A 19,940-nucleotide genomic window follows, 5' to 3' on the forward strand; every position below is an offset into this window, starting at 1 on the left:
TCCAAAAAGATCCGGCAGGTATTTGATTACAAACGGCGCAACGGCCAGTATATCGGAGCATTTGCTCCTTACGGCTATGTAAAGCACCCAAAGGACAAGCACAGGCTGATTGTTGATCCCGATGCTGCTGAAAATGTCAAACTCATTTTCACAATGCTTATTCAAGGGTCATCAAAACGTGCTATCGCGTTGTACCTGAACGAACACGGCGTACCGAGCCCCTCGGCTTACAAGGTACAAAAGGGCTTGCCTGTTTCGACAAGAGGGTATGACGATCCTATGTGGGGAGCCCGCATGATCCACTCCATTCTTACCAATCCGACCTACACCGGAGATTTAGCCCAAGGCCGGAGCCGGGTGAAAAGCTACAAGGTACACCAGATTGAAGCTGTTCCCCGCGAGGAGTGGGTGGAAGTGGCTGGAACGCATGAGGCCATTATCGACTATGAAACTTTCGACAAGGTACAGGCTCTCTTACAGCGTGATACCCGTACTTCCCCGAAAGGCCGTGAGGTACATTTATTCAGCGGCTTTCTGAAATGTGCCGATTGCGGGCGGGCCATTACCCGATGCGTTGGCAAGAACAACAATGTATATTATTCTTGCTCAACCTACAAGAACCGTTCCCGGACAGCCTGCACCATGCACTCAATCAAGCATGAGCGGCTGGAGGCTGCTGTTCTGTTCGCCGTACAGCATCAGGTGCATTTGGCTGTTTCCTACTCGGAAATCGTCACACAGATCAATTCCGCTCCAATCAAAAAAAGCCAGTCTTACCGACTGGACGATCTGATAGCTGCAAAAGAGCGGGAACTGACAAAGATAACACGCTACAAGCAGTCTCTTTATCAGGACTGGAAAGACGGTGAAATCACCCAGCAGGAATACCGGGATATGAAGGCCGACTATGAACGGCAGACTTCTGATATTTCCGCAGTGCTTACCCGGCTGAACGCTGAACGCGCAGAACTGGCAAATGGTGTAGATAACGAACATCCTGCACTGGTAGCCTTTATGAAGTATCAGAACATTGAAGCCCTCAACCGTGAAATCTTGGTTGAACTTGTGGACTATATCAAGGTCTATGAAAACGGCAATATCAGCGTGAAATTCAAATTTGCTGACGAGCTCCGCAAGATTGCCGAGTACATTGAAATCAACACTACGGAAGATACCGCAGTAGCGGGCTAACCCCCGCTACAAACCCCTTTGACAGTGTGTTTTCCTAATAGGCGCTAATCATAAGGTAAGAACTTATAAAAGCCAATGCATCCAATGATCCATGTAATAGTATCATCTATAATGGCCGACGTTATTGGGATTGTTTTTGTGGTTGGACTCAAAAAAAAGAACGCTATTGAAGCTAGAAAAAATAGAAACCACATTGATGGGAAAAAAATACGACTGAATTTTTTTCGAAGCCGCAAGCAACATCTGAAATGTTCGATTTTGTCTTGTTCCTTGAATGAAGTGCAATAGTGCATGAAAAATCTCCTTTACCGAACAGTAGGCAGGTGAGCAGAGGCAGCAGTGCGGCAGCTTTAGCCTGCGCATGAAAAAACTCTCATATATAAACACTTACCTTCGAAAAATGTAACAGCATTCTTGCTGTTATATTTTTCGAAGGTAGTTGTTTTAATAATTGCAATGTATAATGTATTTTAATGGAGTTCCTGTTTGGGAAAATCAAAACGCTTTGTTCTGTCGGAACCGGCAGGACAAAGGGGAGATGCTATGCGCTGTGTTTAATCTGAATGTATACACAAAGAATTGACCGCAAGGAGGATGCACTTTGGGAATGAAATGTACAAAAATATTAGCAGCTCTATTGGTTGGACTGCTTGCGGCTATAATCTGGTTGGGAGTAAAAAGCAACCATAGTGACGAGCAGATTGATTATGTGGTTGAAACTCCATCAATAGAAGAGGAACAAGCAAATATTTCAAAATTCCATGCAGACAATTTCAATATGGCTATTGATACTGCAATTTGGACGGAGCATCATTATGACTCTGGCTTTTATAGTTGGCAAAATCATAGTGACGCGGAAAACTTCTTTGAAGTAGGACATGTTGAGGAAAAACCTGGTATTGATAAATTAGTGGAATTTGCCTTAAAGAAAAATAATTGTTCCACTTACACTGAACTCATCCTCCCTGAAGATTCGCAGTATACTTACGCTGTTTCGATGGAAAAAGAAAACGGCTATTTGCTTGAACTATATTTTACGGCGGCCATGGATGACGGCACCTATTTCCTTGTTACGTGCTGCTACAATCCAATAGACACAGCATCGAGGTACGCCACTCAAACAGCCGTTTTTTCGATGGAGACCCAATGAGGGCATATACCGTTTAAAAGCTACTATGTGGAGACTGTATATACAATGAATTAATTACAGCAAACAACTACACTTTAGACTGAAAAGGAGCGTTTTTATGAAGAAAATGCAAAAAATGATTGCAGTACTGTTTTCCGTGGCGATGTGTGCCGCTATGGCGGTTCCCGCATTTGCGGCAGAGACTGATACTGCGAGAAATGAAGAGCAAGAAACTGTTATGCCTCGCGCAATCGTGTATGAGAAAATTAACATCCCGGAGGACGGTAAGTTCTATAAAATCACAGATGATTTCGAGATGCCAGCGAAATCGAGGGTGAGTTTTCAGGGAACCTGGTCCCCGGCTTATGCGAGATTAGAATTTAGGCTTTATGCACACAGCACTGGCAATGGTGCATATGTCATGCTCACCTCTGGTAGAGAGGGAGGCTTGGACGCTACAGCAGCTTCAGTATATTCACTGTATGCTAGATCGGTAGATCATGTCAAAGTTACTGGTGCTGTTAATATTACCAATTGACAGAAACATATAGCTTATAAATCAGTCAACTAATAGACTTGCAAGTCACAAAACGAATCGGAGGGTAAACACACAGCTTGAGATAATTCCACGGGAACAAGGTCACCATGTGCGACAATTCTCAAAGGAGGAATTGCTGTAAATGAAACGGATCTCAATTTTGCTGGCAATATGCCTGCTGCTGGGTATTCCGGCCCAAGCAGCCGCCCCTGCAGTATTCCAGCATCAAAGCAGCCGGCATGGATTTTTCGTCACGGCTCCCGGCGTTCGTCAGGGCGAGGTCATTGCCGAGGAAACCGATACCGGCGTGAGTTTTTATCACGCTCCCTCCCGTGAAAAATACGGGGGAGAGATCGGCTCCGTTGTAGTGGTTTCCCCACGGTCTGATTTCTTCTCCGGCCACTACGATGATATGGCGTACCAGATCATCGCCATGGGAAAGAACCAGGTATTTCTATGGAAGGTCCCAGGAGGAGGCACTCCCACCGACGGAGATTTTCTGGATGCCTTTCGACGGGTATCCTCCGCCTTTTCCATGGAGAGTTTGCGGAAAGGTTTGGTTCCGACTCAGCCGGATGGATGGCCGAAGCTCCAAACAACGAGGCATCTGGCATACCTGCCAGTGAAAGGTGGGCTTGTACGTCCTAATGCTCCCTTGACACGCGGCGAATTGGCACAGATGCTATACGCCCTGCTGGACGCTGGCAATGAGGCCGACGGTTACCGAGTCCCGTTCTCAGACACAGCAGGAAAAGACTGCGCCCAGGCAGTTGCATATCTTGCCAGCTACGGTATTCTCACCGGCTATACGGACGGAACCTTCCACCCGGATGCGCCGATCAGCAGGGCCGCGTTCACCGTTCTGCTGCATCGCTGTCAGTTTGCAGCACCTGTGGGGCAGTATGGGGAAGAATTTGTGTTTGCGGATGTTCCTGCCGGGTACTGGGCCGAAACGTACATATACAGCACGAAGATTTTGGGCTGGTTACAGGGTGATGCCGATGGACTGTTCCACCCGGAACGTGAGATCACCCGCGCTGAAGCTGTCACGGCTATCAATCGTATGCTCGGACGGGATGAATCTGTGACGGAGCTGCTGTCTGTCGAAAATCCATTTTCGGATTTGGCAGAGAGCCATTGGGCTTATGGGAATGTTCTGGAGGCAGCAGGTGTGCTGAAGGGCGATGCTGCTGTGCCTAAGATGGATTCCGTACCCAAAAACACCAGCGCATATCATTTCAGCAGCGAGTCTGATGGCTGGGCAGCTTCTGAAGGCCAGCTTTTCCACACCACGAACGGCGGAAAAAACTGGGACAGGGTCGGCCGTCCGCTTGCGTGCACAGTTTCTGGACTGTTTTTCTTTAGTGAGCAGGAGGGAATCCTTCTGGGAAGCAGCGAAGAGAACGCCTGCGTCCTGATGAGGACAAATGACGGCGGAAAGAGTTGGGACGATCTGCTGGCAAATCCGGCCACGCTGGCCCGGTATCTGCCTGTGGAGCAGTTTCCCACTGAGAAAAGCCTGTTGGAAAGCATTGTTTCAGCAGAACTCCGTCCAGCCAGCAAGGCGGCTGTTTACCTGACGATTCGCTATCATCCCTACGAGAGCATTCATGTGTACGATTTTGAAGCGGTAAGGCAGACCGTGATGACAGCGGATGCTTAACTGATCACAAACTGAAATCGATGATGGAAGTTCTGCCTTAGATGAGTTGTTCTGATTGCACAGCGAAGATATGTGGTGGATGACGAATGAAGGGGATCTCCAGACGGGGCCGCCTTGCAACAGCAAGGCGGCCCTGCCGCTTTATTACCGTTCCAAGCCCTTTTGCTTGGGCAGCAATTTATCCAATTCCTCCTGTGGGATTTTGCTCAAGAGCTTCTCTGCCCGCTTGCAGCGCCGCTCCAACTCGGAGAGCTTTATGCTCTGGTCAAAGCTGTGGCTGCGTTCTGCTTTTAACTCGTTTCGCAGATCCGCATTGATCTCCCTCTGGAAGCTTGCGTTCCGCCGCTCGTGGGCGATGGTATCCCGCAGCCGCTGTGTTTCCGCCTGAAAGGATTCCACCTCCGGCAGCAGCTGCGCCAGCAGCGCAACGGCCTCCTCCCGCTTCTTGCCCGCGTTGAACACGTTGATGTTGTTCAGCGTGGCCTCCAGCTGCTCCAGTTTGGCGTCCATCGCCGTGACCTTCTTGTACCACTGGGGTGTCAGGTGCCTGCGTTTGGTCTCCACGGCGGGCGTACCACGCTCCAGCTCCGGCCACCGTTCCGCCATGCAGGCATAGAAATCATCCTGCCAGCGGATCATGCTCTTCTTGTTGCCGAGGATCTCCTTTGCGGACAGCCGCTTGTCCCTGGTCAGCGGGACAAAGCAAAGGTGCATGTGAGGTGTCTTTTCATCCATGTGTACCACGGCGGAGAAAATATTTTCCTCGCCTACACGCTCCTTCAGAAAGTCAAAGGCCCGCCGGAAGTACTCCGGCATTTCCACTTCGTGAGCCTTGGCAAACTCCGGGCTGACCGTTACCAGTGTATCCACGAATTTCACGCTGTCCTTCCGCACCCGGCAGCCTGCCGTCTGGATGCGGTGCCTGATCTCCTGCTCATAGCTCCACCGGGGCGTCACCAGATGGAAGTTCTGTGCCGTGCGGCTGAGATCAATATCCGGGTTGCTGGCGTAGCTGTCCTTTGTCCGCTCGTGGTGGGCACTCAGCGCCTTGGACGCGCCGCCCTTGTGCTTTGCAAATCGTAAAATGGCGTATGCCATGTGAAACCTCCCTTGTTATAGTCTGGGAGACCGGGGAACGAAGAATCCCCGTCACGGCTTCTGAAACCGTGCGCTGCGGCGGGTGTCGATACCGACACCCGCCTTCACTTCGTTTTCGGCCCGGTCACAAACGCGGCTGGCCACCGCCAGCCCGCGTTCGTTTCCGTCCCCCGCCGTGATGGGTATAACACACTATACTTTGTACCAAAGTCCGTGTGCCAACCGTTCCCTCTGGACTCCCTGAAACGGGCGAAATGACCTGTCGGTGCGACAGGTCATTCAGCCCTCTGGTGTACGGTATGTCCGATATGTCCGGTATTTTCGGGGGATACCCCTCTCCCGTTTTTACCGTACATACCGTACATTACCGTACACCTTCCCACCGCAGAAGGATGACCTTTCCATCCTTCGTGCGCCGGGAACCGTAGCGGATGCCGTACTTTCGCAGCAGGTCATCCTGCCGCACGTTCAGCGTCCGCACGATCCAGTTGGGTGAAATAACCTGTGCGCTGTCCATCTCCGAAAGACACTGTACCAGCTCTGTCGCCGTGCCGCTCCACAGTGGATTTTCTTCATTTACCAGCCGGGAAAGAAATTCCAACAGCGGGTTCGGCGGCTCCCTGAATGGCTCTGTTTCCACCTCCGTCGCTTGCCAGAGACTATGGGGAGAGTCGAAGTGCAGGTGAAGCCGCATCTGCGGCTGGTCACGTCCCACCACATCGAGGATGGCGTCCCCGCTCGTGCGCTTGTCCTTATGCAAGACCAGGGCTCCATCTGCCGCCCCCAAGATGCCGTTGGTGCCGGAGATGGTGTCGAACACATCCTCTGCTCCCTCCTTGCGGGTGTGGTGAACGAGCAGCAGGGCGATGCCGCGTTGGTCTGAGAACGCCTTCAGCTTGGCGATGGTATCGTAATCTACGGCGTAGCTGCCGTTGTCCGGCATCCGGCCCCGGATGCGTTGGAGTGTGTCAATAATGACCAGCACCGTTTCCGGGTACTCAAACAGAAAGTTTTCCAGATGCTCCAGCAGATCTTCTTCCAGCGTGTCCGCCAGAACGGACAGCACCAGATCGGGACTGTCCCGTTCCGTCATCTGTGCCAAACGCTTCTGTAATCGCTCGTAGGTGTCCTCTAGAGCAAGGTACAAAACCGTGCCCTGCCGGGTGGGAAAGCCTAAAAACGGCTCTCCTGCGCTCACCTGATAGGCCATTTGCAGGACGAGGAAGGATTTGCCGATTTTGGGAGCACCAGCGAGGAGGTATGTCCCCGCTGGAAGCAAGTTTTCAATGATACATGGCCGGGATGGGAAATGGGTGTCCATCAGCTCCGGCATGGAAAAGATACGCATTTTGCCGAATTGCTTGTTTGTTTCCTCAAAAGTTGCTATACTGTCTGTGCGTGCAAGCGCGGACGGCTGCTCCCCATCTGGTGCAACAGATGGATCTGGGGCAGTCGTTTCTTTATCCTCCCACATGGCCGCCTCCTGTGTTCTGTTCGATCCATTCCACCAGCTTGTCTCTCGGCACTAGCAGCCGCTTGCCAATCCGCAGGGTGGGAAAGCTTTCTGTGTTCAGCAGCTGGTAGGCTCCGGCACGGGAAATGCCCAGTGCCGTAGCCAACTGATTGGCATTTAGCACCGCGGGCAGGTTTTCGTAGTTGTTGTTCATGTGTGACCTCCTTTGAAAATTGCAGTTGACATTATGGACTATTAAGGATATAATACACAATGTAACTATTATGGTATGATTGTATAGTGCAAATACGCAAAAGTCAATAGATAATTTTGCACATCTATCTCGATATATCTAACAGGAGGAAACTATGATCTTTCCTGAACACATGGAATTCCGGTATTACATCACCCCGGAACGTAAGGAGTGCTATGAACTATATAGCATGACACTTGGGTGCCGCAGAACCTTATTGGAAAAAACGCAGGACTTGGGCCAGTGCCTGGTTGACCTCTATGATACCGACTTTTATGACACATACTGTGTACTGTCTGAAATCAATAAACTATTGCGTCCCCTGACTCCTGAACACAAGGATGAAACTGCATGGAGAAAGCTGTTGGAACTGGCGATGCCGCTCTGTAAAGTGCATCCATTTTTTGGGCTATTGATCAAGGAACTGAGTGATTTAGAAGAAAATCACGCATATGGCAAGAATGATACCAAGGATATACTGCTTCGGTTTGACCGAGATTTTGAAAATATCGTTAGTGATGCAAAGGCATTAATTGAAGTGTGCCTGGATGATCGCCATCAGCCAAACTACTCCACGGCAGAGAGATACCGCGAGGCTCATTATGACGCTCGACTCTGCTTTGATGATATGCGCTATGGTGAGCTTGCCACAGAGGAAGTTATGTTGGAGCGTCCCGCATATGACAGCGCCTACAACTACAGCGTTGAAAAGCTGCGGGAGCAGGGCATCAAGACGGCGCTGCGTGAAGTGCTCTATCCCAACACCGTACGAGACCTCTACAACTATCTGAAGGGCTATTGTCTCCGTCTGCCGCTCCCAATCCACAAGTGCAAAAACTGCGGCAGATACTTTGTTGTGACTGGCAACATCACGCAGGACTACTGCACACGGTTGATGGAAGGCTCGGAAAAGACCTGCCGCCAAATGGGAGCCGTGGTGCAGTATCAGAGCCGACAAATGAAGAATCCTGCCACAAAGGAGTTTACACGATCCTACAAGGCTCACAACGCCCGTGTGCGATATGGAACGATGACCAAGGCGGAGTTTACCGCATGGTCGAAGGAGGCGCGCGCAAAGCGCGCAGACTGCATTGCTGGTAAACTGCCGCTGGAGGAATTTGTGGCATGGTTGGACAGCGACAGACAGCGATAAGGTAAACAACGGACTGACTGGCCGTTTTATAATTTCAGAGGAAAGAGAGGTACATGTGAAAAGCAATACCAAGAACGCAAAGGGCAGCGGCACCATCCGCAAGCGCTCCGACGGGCGCTGGGAGGCCCGCTATACCACCGGCATTGACCCGAAGACGGGCAAACAGACCCAAAAGTCCGTCTATGGCAAGACGCAAAAGGAAGTCCGTCAGAAGCTGACGGAGGTCACAGCGGAGATCGACAGCGGGACGTATTTGGAGCAGACGAAGGATACGGTGGGGGAGTGGCTGGATACCTGGCTGAAAACCTACGCGCTGTATTCCGTGAAAAGCTACACCTATGATGCCTATGAGCGCAGCTGCAACATCCATATCAAGCCTGCGCTGGGGCGGATACGGCTGTCCGCACTGACAGCACCGCAGATCCAGCAGTTTTATAACAGTCTGATCACGGAGAAGGAGTTGTCACCCAAGACGGTGAAGAACATTCACGGTGTGCTGCACCGGGCGCTGGGACAGGCTGTAAAGCTGGGAATGCTCCGTTCCAATCCGACGAATGTTTGTGATCTGCCAAAGGCACACCGAAAAGAGATCAAGCCAATGGAGCAGGCGGAGATTACAAAGTTTCTGCAAGCAATCCAAGGGACGAAGTATGGGCTGGTGTACCAAATCACCCTGTTTACCGGGCTGCGGGAGGGCGAAGTACTGGGGCTGACATGGGACTGCATTGATTTTCAGCACAATGCGATCTACATCAACAAGCAGCTTCAGAAAACGAAAAAGGTGGGCGGCACTTACTGCCTGGCCCCGACAAAGAACAGCCGTAACCGCACGATCCTGACCGCACCATCCGTCATGGCTCTGCTGCGAAAGCAAAAAAGCCAGCAGGCGCAAATGCGTCTGTTGGCAGGAGAAGCGTGGAACAATTCGTGGGATTTGGTGTTTACAAATGAGTTGGGTGGTCATTTGTGCCATTGTACAGTCTATAAAAAGTTTAAGGCAATCGTAAGAGAGCTTGGTATGCCGGAGGAGCGGTTTCATGATTTGCGGCACAGCTTTGCCGTGGCTTCCATTGAGAGCGGCGATGACATCAAGACAGTGCAATCCAATCTGGGCCATGCCACCGCCAGCTTTACCTTGGATGTGTATGGTCATGTATCGCAAAAAATGCGGCAGCAATCAGCTGACCGCATGGAGGAATTTATTCAGAAAGTCTCCGGTTGAAACGATTGCCGCAAATGCTCTTTGAAATCTATAAAGGGTCAAAATAAGGGTCAAAGGGCATGACAAAACCCTGTAACCGGTGAGATTACAGGGTTTTACGTGTCAGGTGGCTTCAATTCGGATATTTTTCTTCGACCGCTTTGGGCAATATCACTCTCAAGAAAGGGTAACGGTCCAATCCTTCAAGAAATTTTTAGCTAAAAAGAGGATAAATGCATTGGCTTGCAGTAAGATTCTGTCAAATACATCAACATAATTGTCGGTATTCAGTCCAAAAACTCCGGCAGCTTTCTCATATCCCTTTCCTTTTCGATGTCCGGTTCCTGTTGACCGAAGTTCTTGTAGATTGCGCAAGAACTTAATTTGTTGCTGGTAATCAGGAAAGTTTAACTCGGAAAGCCAGTATTCTAACTTACTAATTCCTCCTTTGAGATCGGTTGGATTTTTGAATTGTTTAACAATTTCTTTTTCGTTTAGTGAGTCAATCATTGTTTTCACCAAGGATAAAACCAAATGGTCAAATTCTTCTTGCCCATCTGTTATCGGGAGATGTAAAGTTTTAAAATTGTACTCATCATTCTGAGAAAGGGGGAGGAATAAATCCCATTGATACTGTTCTCTCCAAGTATTTACAAACTGCTTAAAATTCGATTTGAACTTTAAATCAGAAATTTCCGGTTGCGTAAAGGCACATAAAAAATCTCTTTTCACCGCATTTGTACTGAGTCTTGCATCTGTCGCAATATTATACTGTTTCCAATGTGAGTGTTCCTGAACTGGCAAATCCCTCCCAAGATCTCCCAGATATACCGATACCATGTCTTTGTGTTCATTGTCAATTTCGATTCCCCACAAGGATTGGCAACGAAGGTAACCTGCCTCTACACTAAAAATATTAGGCCGAGATAGATATCTTTGCAACACCTCTTTCTTGAAAAAGACTGGCGTTAAATAATGGGGAGCACCGGGATTTGCTCCAAAATAATTTGATAACTTCGCAGGGTTTGATGTATAACTTCTTGGCTCTCCATACTCATCTATTCCAATAATATATTCAGGATACTCGTTTTCTTCATTGCGAGAATATGGTTCGTATCCGCACTCCTCAACAGGTTTGGGAAGCAAAATTCTTTTCCCCATCAAAATACTGTAAGAATATGTTTCAAGTAGTCTCTGTTCACCTCCCCATAGTCCAAAAAACAATCCGTCTTCATTTACAGTAGTAGAGAACTCTTTGAGTCCGTTTTTCTGTAGTGAGCCGGAAATCTTAACACGAATATCAAAGAATAGTAGAAGCGCCATTTGTTTCGCTGCAGCAAATTTCATCAAGCTTTTAAGTTTTATATATGCGCAGTCATTGTTTATAATTTTAGCAACTTCGGTGCATTCTCCGTTTTCTTCAATTTCATAAAAAATATTTGTATTTATGTCATGATATAAATTGTTCAGCAAGCGAAATTCTTCTGAAATCTCGACATAATTTGGCTTGATTCCATAGAATTCCCTATACTGCACTATATTCAAGCATGAATCAAAATTCAGGGGATTTGCCTCATATGTTATTTTGTCCCCGTATTCTATAAAGCCGGGGCATTGTGTTCCTATATAACTGTTCCAAGAATAATCTCTGTAAGCTTCGTCGATATTCTCTACAGGCATTAAAGCTGCCCAAAACGCAGCAGAAGCCCCATTTATATCTTTGCTTCCCGACACCTGGACCCAAAGTTCTCTTCCCAGTGTTTTCTTGAGAAACTCGATATTTTTCGTTTGATAGAATTGCTCTTTCAAATTGGTCATAGTTGCCCACCCTTGCCAACGGTTTACATTTAATCCTTCACAACGATCAGAACACAGAATTCACCATTTCAGTTTTTTATCATATTCTCTGGCTGCAATTATGTATTGGGGAGAAATGCGAAAGCCTCTATAATTTCTCAGTATCACTTCTTGCAACTTCATTGGAAATCCTCCTTGTCTTTATTTTACGCCCTCTGTTTTGTTGAATTTTACCATGAAATCTGTTTTTATACAACTGCTGTTTTTACTTTATGTTAAATGTCACCGTGTGGTTTATAATGTCCTTATCTTGCAAAAGGAGATGAGGTCATGCCCAAAAAATATCCAGATGAATTCAAAGTCAAAGCAATTCGGCGCTATGAGAAGGGTGAATCCATTCAATCCCTATGTCAAGAACTGCACATATCTCAGAGTACGCTATATCATTGGCGGCGGGAATACTGTTCCATCCAAACCGCAACGCACACTTACACGCCGAAAGAATTCGATTCCATCACAAGGCGTCTTCAAAAAGCGGAACACAAGCTTGAGATCATTCAGCTATCGGGATATCTTTCCAAAGTCCCATTGCAGGATAGGATAGCGACTTTGGAACATCTCCATACTGAATTTACGAAGGTTTACAGCGTTCATGAGTTGTGCGAGGCATTGGATGTTGCCAGAGGCACATTTTATAATCATATTTTCCGTCGTGCTGACCGCAGTAAATATGAAAGCGAACAAGCACAGCTTGCATTGAAAGTCAAGCAAATCTTTGATGACAGCGAGCAGCGTTACGGTGCGGAAAAGATTCGCACAATCTTGATCTCAAATGGTCTGCATGTCAGCAAAAAACACATATCAGCCATTATGCAAGAGCTTGGCCTGCATAGTGTTCGCACGGATGCAAAGAAGCTTTATAAAGCACAGCAGCGCAAAAAGCAAGACCTCCTTAATCGTGAGTTTCGTGTTGATCATCCAAATCATATTTGGGTAAGTGACATCACATATTTTAAAATCAAAGGATCTTGGCTCTATCTTTGCGTCATTATTGATTTATTTTCCCGCAAAGTCATCGCTCACCGCATCTCTCGTTCTGCAAGTACACGGCTCGTGACAACAACATTTCGTGCTGCCTATGCTGAACGCGGAATGCCAAAAAATTTGACTTTTCATAGTGATCGAGGTGGACAGTATATTTCTGATGCATTTTCCAAACTACTGCAACAGTTTGGTGTCAAACAATCCTTTTCCGCAACTGCCCGTCCTCATGACAACGCTGTGGCGGAAGCTTTCTTTGCGACCTTCAAAAAGGAAGAAGCCTACCGCAGAGAATATACATCTGAACGGCATTTCCGGCAAAGCGTAGACGGGTACATTTGCTTCTACAATGAAGTCCGCCCACATGCGACACTAAAATATAAGACACCGCAGGCGTTTGAGGCTGCATATACCAACGATTATATCGAAAAGACGTGTTCAAATAGCGGGGGTGGATAGCGAAATCTTCTTTTCGATTTTGGCCTTTCAAGAAAAGTACTCAAGAATACGCAAAAACGGAAAGCCTTGATAAATCAAGGCTTTCCGAATACGAAGCGGCCCGTGTTTCGATAAAAAAGTTCGAAACACGGGCCGCGTTCAGTTTCAGCCGTTTCCGCCATCAATCGGTCGAAGTCACTCTGATAATTTTTGTCCTGAATGATATTGATAGGTTTTTCCGTTGTCAGCAACTTGTGTAAATTTTGCACGAGTTTCTTTTTCTGCCAGCTCCCCATCCTGAAAGATGTTCTTGAGGTGCTTGGTCACTACGCTTCGGTCTACATCAAAAAGCTGTGCGATCCCATCCTGAGTCAGCCAGACCTCGCCATCCTGCACACGGACTTCAATACTGTCGTCACCGGCATCCTTAGTGAAAACGAGGAAATCGACTGTACTGTTACGAATGGCTTTTCTGTTTTTTTCGTGTTCATTCCCTCGTATGATGATGGCCGGTTATTTCACGCAGCAACCCCTGACATCCCGCCAGCACATCCTGCCACGTCGCCTCGAAATCGCCTGTGTACCACGGGTCGGCAACATCGCCGGGGCGGTCGGTGTAGTCCATCAGGAGGTGCAGCTTGCCAGAGAAATCGCCGCCGCAGATGCGGTACATATCCCGGAGGTTGGCTCTGTCCATCCCGATCAGCAAATCGTAGTTCTCGTAGTCGGCATTGGTGAGCTGCCGCGCCGCGTGGCCGTCGCAGGAGATCCCATGCTCCGCCAGCTTGCGCCGCGCCGGGGGATAGACCGGGTTGCCGATCTCCTCCCGGCTGGTAGCCGCCGATTCGATATGAAATTGCGATGCCAGCCCCGCTTTCTTCACCAAGTCCTTCATCACGAACTCGGCCATGGGGCTGCGGCAGATATTGCCGTGGCACACAAAAAGTATCTTCTTCATCGCTCTCGCTCTCCTGAGATATTTCTTTTTCCTCAGTATAGCAGGAAACCGCCTGTTCGTCGAGAGAAGAATGCAGCCATGCCTGGGATTCTATGGCGTTCAGCAATTTCGCTTTCTTCCAACCGAAGTGCAGTGCGGCTCGGATGTACCACGCCCGTTCCGCGCTGCTGCCGCATCCCTCTAAAATCGCCACATTCTGCGTCCAGCCGAGGTTCATCGCCAGCCGCATGATTTCAGGGGATTCCTCGTAGGCTGCGTAAAACGCGCGCATCCGGCGCACATTGCGGGGAGAAAAGCCATCGGCTGCGGGATAGGTGGTTTGCAGGTATTCGGACGCCGCAACAGCTGCGCCTTTCTCCGCTCTGCCGCTGACCACCCGACCGATCTCACAGTACAGCTCCATCTGCGGGAGCTGCGCCGCTATGAGCGCGTCCAGCGCGGCAAACATGGCGGTGTAATCTGTTGGCTTGCGAATGTTCATGGGCTTTCTCCTTTCCGGCGCGGTGCGCCTGATCAACGCTCAAAGCAGAGAAAAGCACGGCGGTGTCACCGTGTTTTCCTCTGCTTTGACCTGCTTCAGATGACCTGCACGATCTGCTCCCACAGCAGGATGTGCTTTTCGTCAATGGCTTTGTTGTCATGATAATGGCCGAACAGCCAGTAGCGGTATCTTGCTCTTTCCCGTACCTCTTGCAAAAAGTCCGTGAGCCGGTCCGCCTCGTTGTGACGGCTTCCCATGAGGGCAATGCTGGTGGGAGCGCAGTGGGTGATGATGTAGTCCACCTGCCAGCCGACCGCGTCGAGGTTTCGCCGTGCCTCGGCGTATTCTTCATCGGAGGGAAGTTCCTGCGCCCACCACGAGATGTGGTTGATGCGGTATCTCGCTCTTGGTTTGCGTTGGAGCATCACGAGCCTTCGCTCAAAATCCGGGGCATCCGGCTCCAGAATCCCATCCTCGATGTCGTGGCTTTTGGCGCCGCCCATCGTAAAGAAGCGGAAGCCCTCCAGCTCGAAGATCTGACCGCGTATCAGGTGCAGCACATGAGGTCGAACGCGATGCACCTTGCCGCCGTGCCACTCTGCAACAGGGTATCTCGCCAGCGCGTCATAGTTTTCATGGTTGCCGCAGACGAAGGCCAGTGTGAAGGGCAGGCGTTCCAGCCAGTCCAGCGTTTCATCGTCACGGCTGTCACCAAACCACACGCCGCCGCAGTCTCCTGTGATGATGACCGTGTCATCCTTCGTCATGTTAGCTTGCTCCGGGAAACAATCCGATTGGAAACGCCGGAAGTTTCCGTGGCAATCGCCAGTTACATAAATCATATGAATTTCCTCCTCTTAGGTTGGTCTACGGTCTGTTCGATTTCTACGCCGTTGCGGAAAGTGACCTTGATGCGGTTACCCGTCAGGACGGTGACCTTTTCCAGCATCTGATAGACCACGCCATCATCCCACTCTGTGATTCCCACAGTCGTCGCGGTCATTGCCGAGGCTGCCGCATGGATACGACGGCTGATCTGTTCCTGTTCCTGCCGGATACTGAGGATTGCCGCCTTGCGGCGCTTCAGTTCCTCCATCGTGGTGGAGATGGTGCGAAAGCGCTCGGCGTATTCGTCCGCGTCACCATTTGCCGCTTCTGCCAGAAGCGTATCGAATTGTTTGCCCAACTCTGTGACCGCTCGGTCGATATCTCCAAGGCTCATGCTCTCACCGGGAATCGGCGCCAATTCCTGCTCCATCGCATCTACAAGCTGATCTGCCAGAACCTTGCACCCTGACATGGATGCATTGATGGCTGCCAGCACCGCCTGCTGAAGCGGCGATTCGTCCAGCGTCGGAGATTCTTTGCAGTATTTCTTTCCATAGTCCAAGCGGCTGCTGCAGCGCCACACGGCTCGTTTCTCACCGTGCTGTGTCCACACCACTCTGCGGTACGCTGTGCCACACTCGCCGCAGAACAGCAGACCGCTGAGTGCGTATTTGCCGCTGTAACGGCTCATGCCGGTCGGAGCGCTCTTTTTCGTGCTGCTTGTCAATGTTTTGCGCCGTGCCAATTCCACCTGCACGGCATCGAATCGGTCCCGTGGGATAATGGCTTCATGGTGGTTCTGAATCAGATACATAGGAAGCTGTCCGGTATTTTTGATAACCTTTTTACTGATACAATCCTGAATGAATGTTTTCTGGAGCAGGACGTCACCGCAGTATTTTTCGTCAGAGAGGATCGTCCGCAGATTAGAAGTTGTCCATTCCATTGTTCCTGCCGAATTCTTGAAGCCGCCGGATTCCAAGGCTTCCTTGATGCTGCGCAGCGTCTGGCCGGATAAGTACATCTCATAAATCCTTCGGACCGTTTCCGCCTGCTCCGCATTCACCACCATCTCACCGTCAGGGTTCTTTTCATAGCCCAGCAGGGTCTTATACTGGATATTCGCCTTTCCCGTCCGCATCGCCTGATGCTTGCCCCACTTAACACGGGAGGAGATGCCCTCACTTTCGGACTGTGCGAAGGCACCGTGGATGGTGATGAGGAATTCGCTTTCCGGATAGATGGAGTTGATATTCTGCTCCTCGAAGATGACCGGGATGCCCATGCCGCGCAGTTCGCGGGTATAGTTCAGCGTGTCCACGGTATTACGGGCGAAGCGGGAGACGGATTTGGCAAGGATCATGTCGATTTTGCCCTGCCTGCACTGGCGGATCATGCGAAGAAAATCCTCGCGCTTGCAGGCGGAAGTGCCTGTGATGCCTTCATCCGCGAAAATATCCGCCATCGTCCAGTCGGGGTTTGCCATGATTTTTTCCGTGTAGTATGTTTTCTGGTTTTCGTAGCTGTTGAGCTGCTCGTCCTTTTTCGTGGACACGCGGCAGTATGCGGCTACCCGGAGATTTTTCTTCTTTTCCTGATCCTGCGGCGATTCCTCCTTTGCGGGAATCACGATGACCTTCGGTTCAGGGCGGGACTGCGTCATGTATCATCACACTCCTCTAAGACTTGATTGTTTTTCAGCAGGACTTTGACTGTCTTACTGTCATAGGTGATTTTTCGGATGCTCTGCCGCAGGAGGTTTGCGTCCAGCTCCCACAGCTTTGCCTGCGAACCAAAGATGCGGCGGAGCCGGTGTGATTCATATTCCTCCGTTTTGACACTCGCCAGCTTTAGAGACGCGACCTCCAAGGCTTTTTGCCGCGCGGTGTCCGCATCTACAGGTGGTGTCTGCAGCAGCGTGTCCAGTTCCTGCTGGAGCCGCCGGATATCTTCTGTGGTGGGAACACCGGATGTTTCTATCTTGATGATCTGCGGATCGTCGACCATCTGATTCAGTATCTTGAGGACTTTTCGTGCAACGCTGTCGGGTACGGTGCTGCCGCACAGCTTGCGTAACTCCTTTTGCGCAGGTGTTTGCTTATACTCGGGGCACATCTCTTTCCTGCGTTCCTGGGCGGCGTGGAATTGCTCCGTTGGGATGAGCGCCGGGAATTCTTTCTCACCGATATACCGGTCATCCTCCAGAATTCGCGCCACCATATTTTTGTTCCAGGACTTGTCCTCATCGTAGGGAACATCCTCTGTCTGAAGCTGTTCGGCAAGCTGCTTGAAGGAGGCACCAGCAAGGTATTGCAGGTAGATGCTCCGCACCGCTTCCGCCTCCTGCGGCTGCGGCACGATCTCGCCGAGCTTCATTTTATAGCCGAAGGGCTGCTTTCGTTTTCCCATTATCTCCGTGTCCTTTCTATTTTTTCTGTGACCTCCAGTCCATTGAGAAGGCGGAAGCGCAGTGTTTCATTGTCCACGACCACGATTTTCTCGACCATATCGCTGAATAGCTGCTCATCGAAGTCATCCAGCCAGTCCGGTCCGCTTTCGAGCACATCCAGCAGATCCTGTGTTTGTTGGATGGTGTGATCCTCCTCAGACCGTAGGATGCGCTCCTTTTGGAGTTTCAGTTCCCGGAGGCGCTCTGCAAGCTGATTGCTGCGGGATATAAAAATGTCAGGATCGACCACTCCCTGCTGCTTGAGCTGGGCCAGAAGTCGTTCCTGACTGGCGATATCCGATATTTGTTTGTTGATCTCCACGATGTTTTCGCTCCAGAGGAGACTGCCGGTTCTGGCGGCGTAGAGGTCAGAGATGAGTTGGGTGAGAATGCTCGTTCCATAATGTTTAAGATTGTAATATACATGGAGGAATGCGTTTTTCATCTGTTCCTCTGGAACCTGCGTATTGGGGCAGGCGGTGATAGACTTGTCGTGTCTGCGACACGCCCAATTTACAGAGCCACCACAATTTTTCCTTTTGCAGAGTGTGCCGCAGTGACCGCACACGACTTTACGCGCAAAAGCGTGGGGGACATCTGACCGTGGATGAATCGCGGCACTTCTCTGTGTCAGAAGTTCCTGCACCTTTTGAAAAATCTCTCTACTGATGATTGCGGGATGAGAATCTATCACAAGATACTGTTTTCGTTCGCCGTGGTTGATTTTTTGCTGCCGAGGAAAGCTGCGTGTGGTATATTTCTTTTGAGACAGAGAATCTCCGGCGTATTTTTCGTTTTGCAGTATGTACTGGATGGAGGTCAACTGCCAATATTGAGTGCCGTCCCGCGTTGGACAGCCCAGCGCCGTGATTTCCTTTGCAATATTCTCCATACTGACACCTGCAAGGTAACGGTCGAAGATATGTCGGATGATTGACGCTTCATCCTCTTGAATCTCCAAATGATCTTTAACGAGCCGATAGCCATAGGGCGCTTTGCAGGTGGAAAATCTCCCTTTGCTCATTCGGACTTTGTAGCTCCACCGCACCCGTTCGGAGATAGCCTCACTCTCCCGCTGGGCCAGTGCCGCGAACATGGCAATAAGAACTTCGCCGGACACCTGCGCGGTGTCAATGTTTTGCTCCTCAAAGTAGACGCTGATGTTGAGAGACTTCAGTTCCCGTACAGCCGCCAGACTTTCCTTGGTATTCCGGGCGAAGCGGGAGGAAGATTTCACAAGGATGCGGTCGATGCGCCCTTTTCGGCAGTCCTCCATCATCCGTAGGAAGTCATCCCGCTTGTCTATGGACGTGCCGGTGATGCCCTGGTCGGCATATATGTCTGCCAACTCCCAATCAGGGTTGTCTGTGATGAGTTTGGAGAAGTAGGCATTCTGCGCGGCAAAGGAGTGTTCTTGATCCTTGGAGTTGGAACTGACACGGGTATACGCTGCCACGCGGAGTTTTCGTGCGGTTTCCTGATTCGCTGCCGGGATCGTAATGACCCGCGGAGCCATCGCCAGAGAACCGTTGGTTTTCTCCTTATCACTCATTCCTCTGCCACCTCCTTCGTCAGTAACACACAATACCATATAACATCCGCAATAGCTATCCTAAAAGCGAAGAAATCAAAGAGAAATAATGATGTCTGCGCCAAGCTGTACCCTCAGCCGCGCGGCGATTTTTTTGGCTTCGCTGCCGCTGACGAGACCCTGCTCCCGCAGGCTGCGAAGCATGGTGACGATGCCGAGATAATCTGCGTTTGGATTCATTCGGATTCCTCCTTTTTTGATTTAATTTGAATGATAATGAAAACTCCCAAGCCCACTTTCACAAATGGGTTTGGGAGTTTTCGTTATGGGATCTTAGCACAGCACCATAAATCGAACAAGCGTTTGTATAAAACTTTCGGCTGGATTCTTGTGGAAACAGCCGATTTCAAAAATAGGGGTATCATGTTACAATGGTGCCTGTTTGTGGAAAGGGATGAGAACTATGCTTTATACAACGGAAGAAGCGGCTGTCATTTGCGGTTTTTTGAACGCGCATTTGGCGCAGGCCGGTGTGGAAGTGTCTGTGCGGAAACGAAACGCCGCGTTTCAGCGCGGTGTCATAATGGGAACGCTGCAGCCGGATGACTACAGATGGGCAGAGAATGTTCTCTGCTTTCTGAAGCCCTGCTGGTGGCAGTTACATGAAGATCATAGAGCCTTAGAGAATGTGCTGTTGAAAACACATCTTTTAGCTCAGAAATAAAAACAGAGGGCCGC

18 protein-coding genes and 2 pseudogenes are annotated in these 19,940 nt (G+C 49.9%); 7 read left to right on the forward strand and 13 right to left on the reverse strand.

What is annotated here, in order from left to right; translation table 11 throughout:
- The 4 genes from H8Z83_RS17495 to H8Z83_RS17510 all read left to right on the forward strand — a co-directional run.
- A partial coding sequence (locus tag H8Z83_RS17495; RefSeq protein WP_187016232.1) for a recombinase family protein occupies nucleotides 1-1,191 on the forward strand: 1,191 nt, incomplete at its 5' end.
- A gap of 601 nt (nucleotides 1,192-1,792) precedes the next feature.
- On the forward strand, nucleotides 1,793-2,341 hold the full coding sequence (locus H8Z83_RS17500; protein WP_187016233.1) for a hypothetical protein: 549 nt from the start codon (nucleotides 1,793-1,795) through the stop codon (nucleotides 2,339-2,341).
- 97 nt (nucleotides 2,342-2,438) lie between these two features.
- Complete coding sequence (locus H8Z83_RS17505; protein ID WP_187016234.1) at nucleotides 2,439-2,858, forward strand: hypothetical protein; 420 nt, start codon at nucleotides 2,439-2,441, stop codon at nucleotides 2,856-2,858.
- Nucleotides 2,859-3,000: 142 nt separating this feature from the next.
- Nucleotides 3,001-4,521, forward strand: a complete 1,521-nt coding sequence (locus tag H8Z83_RS17510) for an S-layer homology domain-containing protein (protein ID WP_187016235.1) — start codon at nucleotides 3,001-3,003, stop codon at nucleotides 4,519-4,521.
- 144 nt (nucleotides 4,522-4,665) lie between these two features.
- Here the strand turns inward: H8Z83_RS17510 and mobV are convergent, their stop codons facing one another.
- The 3 genes from mobV to H8Z83_RS17525 all read right to left on the reverse strand — a co-directional run bounded on the left by mobV (nucleotide 4,666) and on the right by H8Z83_RS17525 (nucleotide 7,286).
- Nucleotides 4,666-5,619, reverse strand: coding sequence for a MobV family relaxase (gene mobV, locus H8Z83_RS17515; protein WP_187016236.1), 954 nt, complete (start codon nucleotides 5,617-5,619; stop codon nucleotides 4,666-4,668).
- A gap of 364 nt (nucleotides 5,620-5,983) precedes the next feature.
- Nucleotides 5,984-7,093, reverse strand: coding sequence for an AAA family ATPase (locus H8Z83_RS17520; RefSeq protein WP_187016237.1), 1,110 nt, complete (start codon nucleotides 7,091-7,093; stop codon nucleotides 5,984-5,986).
- Nucleotides 7,080-7,286, reverse strand: a complete 207-nt coding sequence (locus tag H8Z83_RS17525) for a helix-turn-helix domain-containing protein (RefSeq protein ID WP_187016238.1) — start codon at nucleotides 7,284-7,286, stop codon at nucleotides 7,080-7,082. The genes H8Z83_RS17520 and H8Z83_RS17525 overlap by 14 nt, the downstream gene beginning before the upstream one ends.
- A gap of 154 nt (nucleotides 7,287-7,440) precedes the next feature.
- Between H8Z83_RS17525 and H8Z83_RS17530 the strand changes: the two genes are divergently transcribed.
- Nucleotides 7,441-8,478 carry a DUF6076 domain-containing protein gene (locus H8Z83_RS17530; protein WP_187016239.1) on the forward strand — a complete coding sequence of 346 codons (1,038 nt, stop codon included), beginning with the start codon at nucleotides 7,441-7,443 and terminating at the stop codon, nucleotides 8,476-8,478.
- A 55-nt stretch (nucleotides 8,479-8,533) separates the two neighbouring features.
- Complete coding sequence (locus H8Z83_RS17535; protein ID WP_187016240.1) at nucleotides 8,534-9,700, forward strand: tyrosine-type recombinase/integrase; 1,167 nt, start codon at nucleotides 8,534-8,536, stop codon at nucleotides 9,698-9,700.
- Between the two features lie 156 nt (nucleotides 9,701-9,856).
- Here the strand turns inward: H8Z83_RS17535 and H8Z83_RS17540 are convergent, their stop codons facing one another.
- Nucleotides 9,857-11,497: a hypothetical protein gene (locus H8Z83_RS17540; RefSeq protein WP_187016241.1), complete on the reverse strand. Its 1,641-nt coding sequence runs from the start codon at nucleotides 11,495-11,497 to the stop codon at nucleotides 9,857-9,859.
- A 309-nt stretch (nucleotides 11,498-11,806) separates the two neighbouring features.
- Between H8Z83_RS17540 and H8Z83_RS17545 the strand changes: the two genes are divergently transcribed.
- Complete coding sequence (locus tag H8Z83_RS17545; protein WP_187016242.1) at nucleotides 11,807-12,976, forward strand: IS3 family transposase; 1,170 nt, start codon at nucleotides 11,807-11,809, stop codon at nucleotides 12,974-12,976.
- A gap of 174 nt (nucleotides 12,977-13,150) precedes the next feature.
- On the opposite strand, the gene H8Z83_RS19745 is transcribed toward H8Z83_RS17545, so the two are convergent.
- The 9 genes and pseudogenes from H8Z83_RS19745 to H8Z83_RS17585 form a co-directional block, all read right to left on the reverse strand.
- Nucleotides 13,151-13,351: a virulence RhuM family protein gene (locus tag H8Z83_RS19745; RefSeq protein WP_333637355.1), complete on the reverse strand. Its 201-nt coding sequence runs from the start codon at nucleotides 13,349-13,351 to the stop codon at nucleotides 13,151-13,153.
- A gap of 91 nt (nucleotides 13,352-13,442) precedes the next feature.
- Nucleotides 13,443-13,913 (reverse strand): low molecular weight protein-tyrosine-phosphatase, encoded by a 471-nt coding sequence (locus tag H8Z83_RS17555; RefSeq protein ID WP_187016243.1) that lies wholly within the window; start codon nucleotides 13,911-13,913, stop codon nucleotides 13,443-13,445.
- A gap of 88 nt (nucleotides 13,914-14,001) precedes the next feature.
- A pseudogene (locus tag H8Z83_RS20260) lies at nucleotides 14,002-14,394 on the reverse strand (DUF1016 N-terminal domain-containing protein); the annotation flags it as partial.
- A 95-nt stretch (nucleotides 14,395-14,489) separates the two neighbouring features.
- Complete coding sequence (locus H8Z83_RS17565) at nucleotides 14,490-15,236, reverse strand: metallophosphoesterase family protein (protein WP_187016244.1); 747 nt, start codon at nucleotides 15,234-15,236, stop codon at nucleotides 14,490-14,492.
- Nucleotides 15,233-16,363, reverse strand: coding sequence for a recombinase family protein (locus H8Z83_RS17570; RefSeq protein ID WP_436231653.1), 1,131 nt, complete (start codon nucleotides 16,361-16,363; stop codon nucleotides 15,233-15,235). The genes H8Z83_RS17565 and H8Z83_RS17570 overlap by 4 nt, the downstream gene beginning before the upstream one ends.
- Nucleotides 16,343-16,885: pseudogene (locus H8Z83_RS20395) on the reverse strand (recombinase family protein); the annotation flags it as partial. The gene H8Z83_RS17570 and the pseudogene H8Z83_RS20395, both read right to left, overlap by 21 nt.
- Nucleotides 16,882-17,631 (reverse strand): recombinase family protein, encoded by a 750-nt coding sequence (locus H8Z83_RS17575; protein ID WP_187016246.1) that lies wholly within the window; start codon nucleotides 17,629-17,631, stop codon nucleotides 16,882-16,884. The gene H8Z83_RS17575 and the pseudogene H8Z83_RS20395, both read right to left, overlap by 4 nt.
- The gene (locus tag H8Z83_RS17580) at nucleotides 17,631-19,223 is read right to left on the reverse strand and encodes a recombinase family protein (RefSeq protein WP_187016247.1); all 1,593 of its coding nucleotides are present in this window, start codon (nucleotides 19,221-19,223) and stop codon (nucleotides 17,631-17,633) included. The genes H8Z83_RS17575 and H8Z83_RS17580 overlap by 1 nt, the downstream gene beginning before the upstream one ends.
- A gap of 75 nt (nucleotides 19,224-19,298) precedes the next feature.
- Complete coding sequence (locus tag H8Z83_RS17585; protein WP_174232995.1) at nucleotides 19,299-19,442, reverse strand: hypothetical protein; 144 nt, start codon at nucleotides 19,440-19,442, stop codon at nucleotides 19,299-19,301.
- Nucleotides 19,443-19,940: the final 498 nt, after the last annotated feature.

The organism is Dysosmobacter segnis (genome assembly GCF_014297285.1).
GTDB classification, from domain to species: domain Bacteria; phylum Bacillota; class Clostridia; order Oscillospirales; family Oscillospiraceae; genus Oscillibacter; species Oscillibacter segnis.

Coding starts and splice junctions, on each gene's coding strand:
- H8Z83_RS17505 (WP_187016234.1), top strand. CDS start 2,439: ATGAAGAAAATGCAAAAAATGATTGCAGTACTGTTTTCCGTGGCGATG.
- H8Z83_RS17510 (WP_187016235.1), top strand. CDS start 3,001: ATGAAACGGATCTCAATTTTGCTGGCAATATGCCTGCTGCTGGGTATT.
- mobV (WP_187016236.1), bottom strand. CDS start 5,619: ATGGCATACGCCATTTTACGATTTGCAAAGCACAAGGGCGGCGCGTCC.
- H8Z83_RS17520 (WP_187016237.1), bottom strand. CDS start 7,093: ATGTGGGAGGATAAAGAAACGACTGCCCCAGATCCATCTGTTGCACCA.
- H8Z83_RS17525 (WP_187016238.1), bottom strand. CDS start 7,286: ATGAACAACAACTACGAAAACCTGCCCGCGGTGCTAAATGCCAATCAG.
- H8Z83_RS17530 (WP_187016239.1), top strand. CDS start 7,441: ATGATCTTTCCTGAACACATGGAATTCCGGTATTACATCACCCCGGAA.
- H8Z83_RS17540 (WP_187016241.1), bottom strand. CDS start 11,497: ATGACCAATTTGAAAGAGCAATTCTATCAAACGAAAAATATCGAGTTT.
- H8Z83_RS17545 (WP_187016242.1), top strand. CDS start 11,807: ATGCCCAAAAAATATCCAGATGAATTCAAAGTCAAAGCAATTCGGCGC.
- H8Z83_RS17555 (WP_187016243.1), bottom strand. CDS start 13,913: ATGAAGAAGATACTTTTTGTGTGCCACGGCAATATCTGCCGCAGCCCC.
- H8Z83_RS17565 (WP_187016244.1), bottom strand. CDS start 15,236: ATGATTTATGTAACTGGCGATTGCCACGGAAACTTCCGGCGTTTCCAA.
- H8Z83_RS17570 (WP_436231653.1), bottom strand. CDS start 16,363: ATGCGGACGGGAAAGGCGAATATCCAGTATAAGACCCTGCTGGGCTAT.
- H8Z83_RS17575 (WP_187016246.1), bottom strand. CDS start 17,631: ATGGGAAAACGAAAGCAGCCCTTCGGCTATAAAATGAAGCTCGGCGAG.
- H8Z83_RS17580 (WP_187016247.1), bottom strand. CDS start 19,223: ATGAGTGATAAGGAGAAAACCAACGGTTCTCTGGCGATGGCTCCGCGG.
- H8Z83_RS17585 (WP_174232995.1), bottom strand. CDS start 19,442: ATGAATCCAAACGCAGATTATCTCGGCATCGTCACCATGCTTCGCAGC.